Genomic DNA, 6,092 nt, shown 5'->3' on the forward strand with positions numbered 1-6,092 from the left:
AGTCGCTGAAGTTGTTTCCAGCGAAGCCTTCGATTATGCACTGTTTTTTCAAACCGCGTCAACTTTCGAAGACTTTCTTCACCACCCACAACCAGCACTCCTGAGAGCACCAGTCGCTTCGAAAACCAGAGGTATTCAGCAGCGAAGCCCACGAGTATATGACAGATTTCGGGCTCTGCAAGGCAAGCCGAAAGAAACTTGAAGGAGGCGCTTCTCGCCTCGCTCACCAACAGCCTCAAACCTCTTTCCTGGTTGTCAGCGCCTCTCCTGGATGACTCCAGACCCTCTCTATATAGAGAGCGCCAAAGAAGTCCTCTCCCCTGGCCGTCAGGCGCCATCATCCGCCCCTCCGATAATCCGTGCCACATGGCACTCATCACACTCCTCAACGCGCAGCTCGCGTTCGGTCACGTCCCGCTGCTGGATCATGCGGACTTCTCTCTTCTCGAATCGGAACGCATCGGCCTGATCGGCCGCAATGGCGCCGGCAAGTCGTCGATGCTCAAGATATTGGGCGGGCTGGAGAAGCCCGACGACGGCACGCTGCAGCTGCAGCAGAACCTGCGCGTCGCCTACGTGGCGCAGGAGCCCGCGCTGGACATGGATGCGGACGTCTTCACCGCCGCCAGCCAGGGCCTGGGCGAAGTCATCGCCATCCGTGACCTGTACCTCTCCGGCGCGGACGGGCTCGACCTGGACGCCCTGCAGTCCAAGATCGAAGCCTATGACGCCTGGAACTGGGAACAGCGCGTCGAAGAGACGCTGCACCGCCTCCACCTCGATCGCAACGCGCGCGTCGGCTCCCTCTCCGGCGGCACGCGCAAGCGGGTCGCCCTGGCCCAGGCCCTGGTGGCCGCGCCCGATGTGCTCTTATTAGATGAGCCCACCAACCACCTGGACCTCGACTCCATCGAGTGGCTCGAACAACTGCTGATCGACTTCAAGGGCAGCGTCGTCACCATCACCCACGACCGCAGCTTTTTGAACCGCGTTGCCACCCGCATCGTGGAGCTCGACCGGGGCAAGCTGGGTTCTTACCCCGGCAACTTCGAGCAGTACCTCCTCCAGAAGGAAGAACAGCTCGCCCAGGAAGCGATCATCAGCGCCAAGGCCGACAAGCTGCTGGCGCAAGAAGAGATCTGGATCCGCAAGGGCGTCGAAGCCCGCCGCACGCGCAGCCAGAGCCGCATCACGCGACTGCAGGAACTGCGCGCCAGCCGCTCCGCGCGCCGCGAGGTGCAGGGCAGCGTCAACATGGACGTGGCCTCGGGCCAGTCCAGCGGCAAGATCGTGGCCGAGCTCACCGAGGCCACCAAGTCCTTCGGCGAGAAGACCGTGATCCGCAACTTCAGCGGCACCATCCTGCGCGGCGACAAGATCGGCCTGCTGGGCCCGAACGGCGCGGGCAAGACGACGCTGCTCAAGCTGATCCTCGGCGAGCTCGAACCCGACAGCGGCAAGATCCGCCGCGGCACCAACCTGCAGGTGGCGTATTTCGACCAGATGCGCGACAAGCTTGACCTCGACGCCACGCTCGAAGACTTCATCAGCCCCGGCAGCGAGTGGATCGAAATCGGCAGCCAGAAGAAGCACGTCAAAAGCTACCTGTCGGACTTCCTGTTCTCGCCCGCGCGCGCCAACTCCCCCGTGCGCTCGCTCAGCGGTGGCGAACGCAACCGCCTGCTGCTGGCGCGCCTGTTCGCGCGCCCGGCCAACGTGCTGGTGCTCGACGAGCCGACCAACGACCTCGACATCGACACGCTCGAACTGCTCGAAGGCCTGCTGCAGGACTACGACGGCACCGTGTTCCTCGTGAGCCATGACCGCACCTTCCTCGACAACGTGGTGACCAGCACGATCGCCTTCGAAGGCGATGGCCGCTGGCGCGAGTACGAGGGCAGCGTGGAAGACTGGCTGATCCAGTCGAAGCGCGCGCGCGAGATCGCCGAGCAGCGCCTCGCGGCGGCACCGCCGGCCCCCGCCGCCGCACCAGCCGCGGCGCCCGCAGCTGCACCCGCTGCCGCCCCCACGGGCGGCCCCCGCAAGAAGCTCTCTTACAAGGAGCAGCGCGAACTCGAAGCCCTGCCCGCGCAGATTGAAGCCCTCGAAACCGAGCAGAAGCGCATCAGCGAAATGCTCGAACTCGACGGCGGCGCCATCTACGCAAGCGACGCCTCGCGCGCGGTCGAACTCAGCGAGCGCCACGCGAAGATCGACGACGAGTTGCTCGCCGCGCTGGAGCGCCAGGAAGAACTCGGCGCCGGGCGCTGAACGACGTCTTCCTGCGCCGGTTGGCCGCCCGTCCCACCCACGGCGGGCGCCAACTCGGCTATACATGCGGCACCGCCTTCCCCGGCTCCCGGAAAGACCCCGCCGCATGCCTTCTTCTTCTTTCCACGCGTTGGTCCGCCGCAGCGCCGCGCTGCTGACCATCCTGGTGCTCGGCGCCTGCGCGCAGCTGCCGAAGGATGTGGACCGCCCCGTCTCGACTGCGCTCGCCTCGCCCGACGGCACGGCGCTGGCCACGCTGCTGAAAGAGCGGCGGCAGGCCGACAAGGCGCGCTTCGACTCGGGCTTCCTCTTGCTGGGCGGCCCGCAGGCCGCCTACGGCAGCCGGCTCGCGCTGATCGAGAGCGCACAGAAAACGCTGGACCTGCAGTACTACGCCATCCATGCCGACGCCAGCACGGGCCGGCTGGTGCGCGGGTTGCAGGCGGCGGCCGAGCGCGGCGTGCGGGTGCGCATCCTGCTGGACGATTTCCACACCGTCGGCCGCGACGCGCTGGTGCTCGGCCTGGCCTTCATCCCGAACATCGAGATGCGCCTGTTCAATCCGCTGGCGGGCTCGCGCGGCACCGGCTTCAACCGCATGCTCAACGCCATCGGCGAGGTCTCGCGCATCCAGCAGCGCATGCACAACAAGCTGTTCCTGGCCGACAACGTGATGGGCGTGACCGGCGGGCGCAACCTGGGCGACGCCTACTTCGGCAATGCCACCAACGGCAACTTCGTTGACGTCGACGTGCTGGCGGCCGGCCCGATCGTGCAGGACCTCTCGCGCAGCTTCGACAGCTACTGGAACAACGAGCGCGCCTACCCCGTGCAGTCGCTGGTCTCGCGCGAGGAGTTCCAGCGCATCCGCGAACGCGCGCGGAGCATCGACAAGGAACTCGGCGACGAAGCCGCCGAAGCCCGCAACCACCCGAAGCCACCCGACGGCGAGCCCCGCCCCGGCGCGGCGCCCACGGCCGAACAGCGCGCCCGCGCCTGGGACGAGAAGCCGCTCGACTTGCGCAGCGCCGCCTTCGTCTGGGCGCCAGCGCTCATGCTGGCCGATGCACCCGGCAAGATCCCCGCCGACCGCGGCCCCGGCGCGACGCGCAACCCCGACCTCGTGGTGAGCCGGCCCGCGCTGCCGTCGCGCAACGCCGCGGCGCTGGCCGACCTGGCGTCCAGCGGCGACACGGTGGTCGAAGGCCTGCTGCACCTGATTGGCCAGGCGCGCACCGACCTGCTGATCATCTCGCCCTACTTCGTGCCCGGCCCCGACATGCAGCAGGCTTTCGCCGCGGCGCACGCGCGCGGCGTGCGCATCCGCGTGCTGACGAATTCACTGGCCTCGAACGACGCACCCATCGCCCACGTGGGCTATGCGCGCCACCGCAAGGCGCTGCTGACCGCGGGCGTCGAACTGTACGAGCTGCGCAGTGAACAGACCGACTTCGGCAATGTGTTCGGCTCCTCGGGCGGCAGCAGCGCGGGCAGCGCCAGTGGCGAATCGCGCGCGATGCTGCACTCCAAGGTGCTGGTGATGGACGGCCGGCTGCTGGTGGTCGGCTCGATGAACCTCGACCTGCGCTCGCAATTGCAGAACACCGAGATCGCGCTGCTGATCCGCAGCAGCGAACTCTCGCGCGTGGCGGCCGAGCAGATCGAACGCGGCATGCGCGAGCGCTCGTGGCATGTCGAACTCGAGAAGGGCACGCTGGTGTGGCACGCGCCCGAAGGCAGCGGCCTGCAGGACACGGACACCGAGCCCGACGCGAGCGCCACGCTGCGCTTCCTGCTGCGGCTGTTCGGGCCGCTGGCGCCGGACCAGTTGCTCTGACGGTCCGGCGAGACCCCGACGGGGTCAGTGCTTGTGCTGGTGCGCACCGCCTGCGGCGGGAGCCGGTGCCGCGACGGCGCCTTCGGGCGCACCGACCGGCAGCTTGAGTTCCAGCGTCGTCTTCGCGCCCTTGGCGTCCTCGAACTTCAGGGTCATGGGCACGGTCGCGCCCTTGGTCATCGCGCCCTTCAGGTCCATCAACATCACGTGGTAGCCGCCGGGCTTGAGCTCGACGGTCTTGCCGGCCGGCAGGTCGAGGCCGCCCGCCAGTTCGCGCATGCGCATGGTGTCGCCTTCCATCTTCATCTCGTGCACCTCGGCCACGCCGGCGGCGGGCGTCGAGATGCCGACCAGCTTCGTGCCGGTGGGCGCGGTGAGCTTCATGAAGGCGCCCGTGCCGCTCTGGCCCGGCACCGACTGGCGCACCCAGGCGTCGCGCACGTCGACCGTGGCCACGCCCTGCGCCACCACGTCGAGCTTGGGCGCGGGTGTCTTCAGGCCGGCCGTGGCGCTGCCCGAGGCCGGCACTTCGGCCCAGTCGACGCTGCCGACGTCGCAGTCCTGGCGCACCTTGAACCACAGCGGGCCCGGCGCGGCGGGCACCTTGCCGCGCAGCACGAACTCGCCGCGCTCGTTGCCGGGCAGCGCGTTCTGCGGCGTCTCGGCCGTCCAGCGCACTTCGCCTTCGGCGCTGCCGGCCTTGGGCGCGTCGAGCTTCCAGCCCTTGCGCGCCTGCGCGTCGGTGAGCACGAAGCCCTTGGGCAGTCGCACCGCGAGGCCGGTGGTGGTCTTGGCGCCCTCGCAGGCGTGGCCGACGCGGAAGGCGGCGTTGTACTCGCTGCCGACGGTGGCGCCGCCCGGGGGCAGGCTCACGTGGGCGCCGGCGGCGCTGGCACCGGCCAGCAGGGCGCAGGCGGCGAGGGTGTGGAAGGTGGGGGTCGAAGGCTTCGTCATGGCGTGTGTCCTTGGAGAGGAAAAGGTGAGGGTCAAAGGTCGAACTTGAGTTCGGCCACGAAGGTGCGTTGCGGGTACGGGTGGAAGGCCCAGTAGGCCCGGTTGTTGAGGTTGTCGATGCCGACGGCGGCGCTCCACTGGCGGTCGATGCGGTAGCGGATGCGCGCATCGACCACGAAGAACTTCGAGAAGCCCATGAAGGCCATGCCGTTCGGATCGCTGTTGTCGAGCGTGCCGTACTGCCGGCCGCTGTAGCGCGCGCCGACGGTGTAGCTCCACTTGGCATCGGGCCGGTAGGTGGCGAGCAGCGAGGCGCGCACCTTGGGCACGCGCGGCTGGTCGCGCCCGACGCTGGCCGGGAAGCCGCTGTTGGCGGTGATCTTCGAATCGGTCAGCGTGAGGCTGCCGCTCAGGTCGAGTCCCTGGATGCCCGCGTCGACCGTGTTCAGCGCCACCTCCAACCCGCGCGTGCGGATGGCGTCGACGTTCTGCACCGTGCTCACGAGGTTGGTGAGCGCCTGGGTGTAGAGCGCGTCTTTCGTGTGCTCGAAGAACAGCGTGGTGCGCAGCACGCCGTCGAGCCCCCAGCGCTTGAGGTCGCGCTCGGCGCTCAGCTCGGCGGTCCACGAACGCTCGGGGCGCAGGTTCGGGTTGGTGTTGACGATGCGGTTGCCCTCGATCGAGCCCTGGTAGAGCTCGCTCACGGTGGGCATGCGCACGGCGCGGCCGGTCGAGGCCTTGAAGAGCCAGTCGGGCGTGGCCTGCCAGGCGAGCGCGGCCTTGGGCGAGACGAAGCTGTTCTTGCGCGGCGCGAAGTCGAGCAGCCGCGCCGCGTTGCCGAGCTGGCCGCCGTACGCCTCCCAGCGCTCGTGGCGCAGGCCCAGCGTGGTCTTCCAGTCTTTGGCGAAGCGCCAGGTGTCCTGCACGTAGAGCGAGCGCAGGCGCGTGTTGCCGTTGAAGGCGGAGAACGGCGACACGGCCGGCCCGCCGATCCAGTCGCGCGTGGTGCCGATGGCGCTGCGCAGTCGTG

5 protein-coding genes are annotated in these 6,092 nt (G+C 68.6%); 3 read left to right on the top strand and 2 right to left on the bottom strand.

Annotation, left to right across the window (positions count from 1 at the left end):
- The 3 genes from AAG801_RS39580 to AAG801_RS39590 form a co-directional block, all read left to right on the top strand.
- The coding region (locus tag AAG801_RS39580) for a hypothetical protein (protein ID WP_341893352.1) at positions 1–202 on the top strand (202 nt) is incomplete at its 5' end.
- Between the two features lie 164 nt (positions 203–366).
- Positions 367–2,271 (top strand): ATP-binding cassette domain-containing protein, encoded by a 1,905-nt coding sequence (locus AAG801_RS39585; protein WP_341893353.1) that lies wholly within the window; start codon positions 367–369, stop codon positions 2,269–2,271.
- A gap of 106 nt (positions 2,272–2,377) precedes the next feature.
- On the top strand, positions 2,378–4,108 hold the full coding sequence (locus AAG801_RS39590; RefSeq protein WP_341893354.1) for a phospholipase D family protein: 1,731 nt from the start codon (positions 2,378–2,380) through the stop codon (positions 4,106–4,108).
- Between the two features lie 24 nt (positions 4,109–4,132).
- Here AAG801_RS39590 and AAG801_RS39595 read toward each other — a convergent pair whose 3' ends face one another.
- Positions 4,133–5,062, bottom strand: coding sequence for a copper chaperone PCu(A)C (locus tag AAG801_RS39595; RefSeq protein WP_341893355.1), 930 nt, complete (start codon positions 5,060–5,062; stop codon positions 4,133–4,135).
- 32 nt (positions 5,063–5,094) lie between these two features.
- A partial coding sequence (locus AAG801_RS39600; protein ID WP_341893356.1) for a TonB-dependent receptor occupies positions 5,095–6,092 on the bottom strand: 998 nt, incomplete at its 5' end.

The organism is Variovorax sp. YR752, assembly GCF_943372545.1.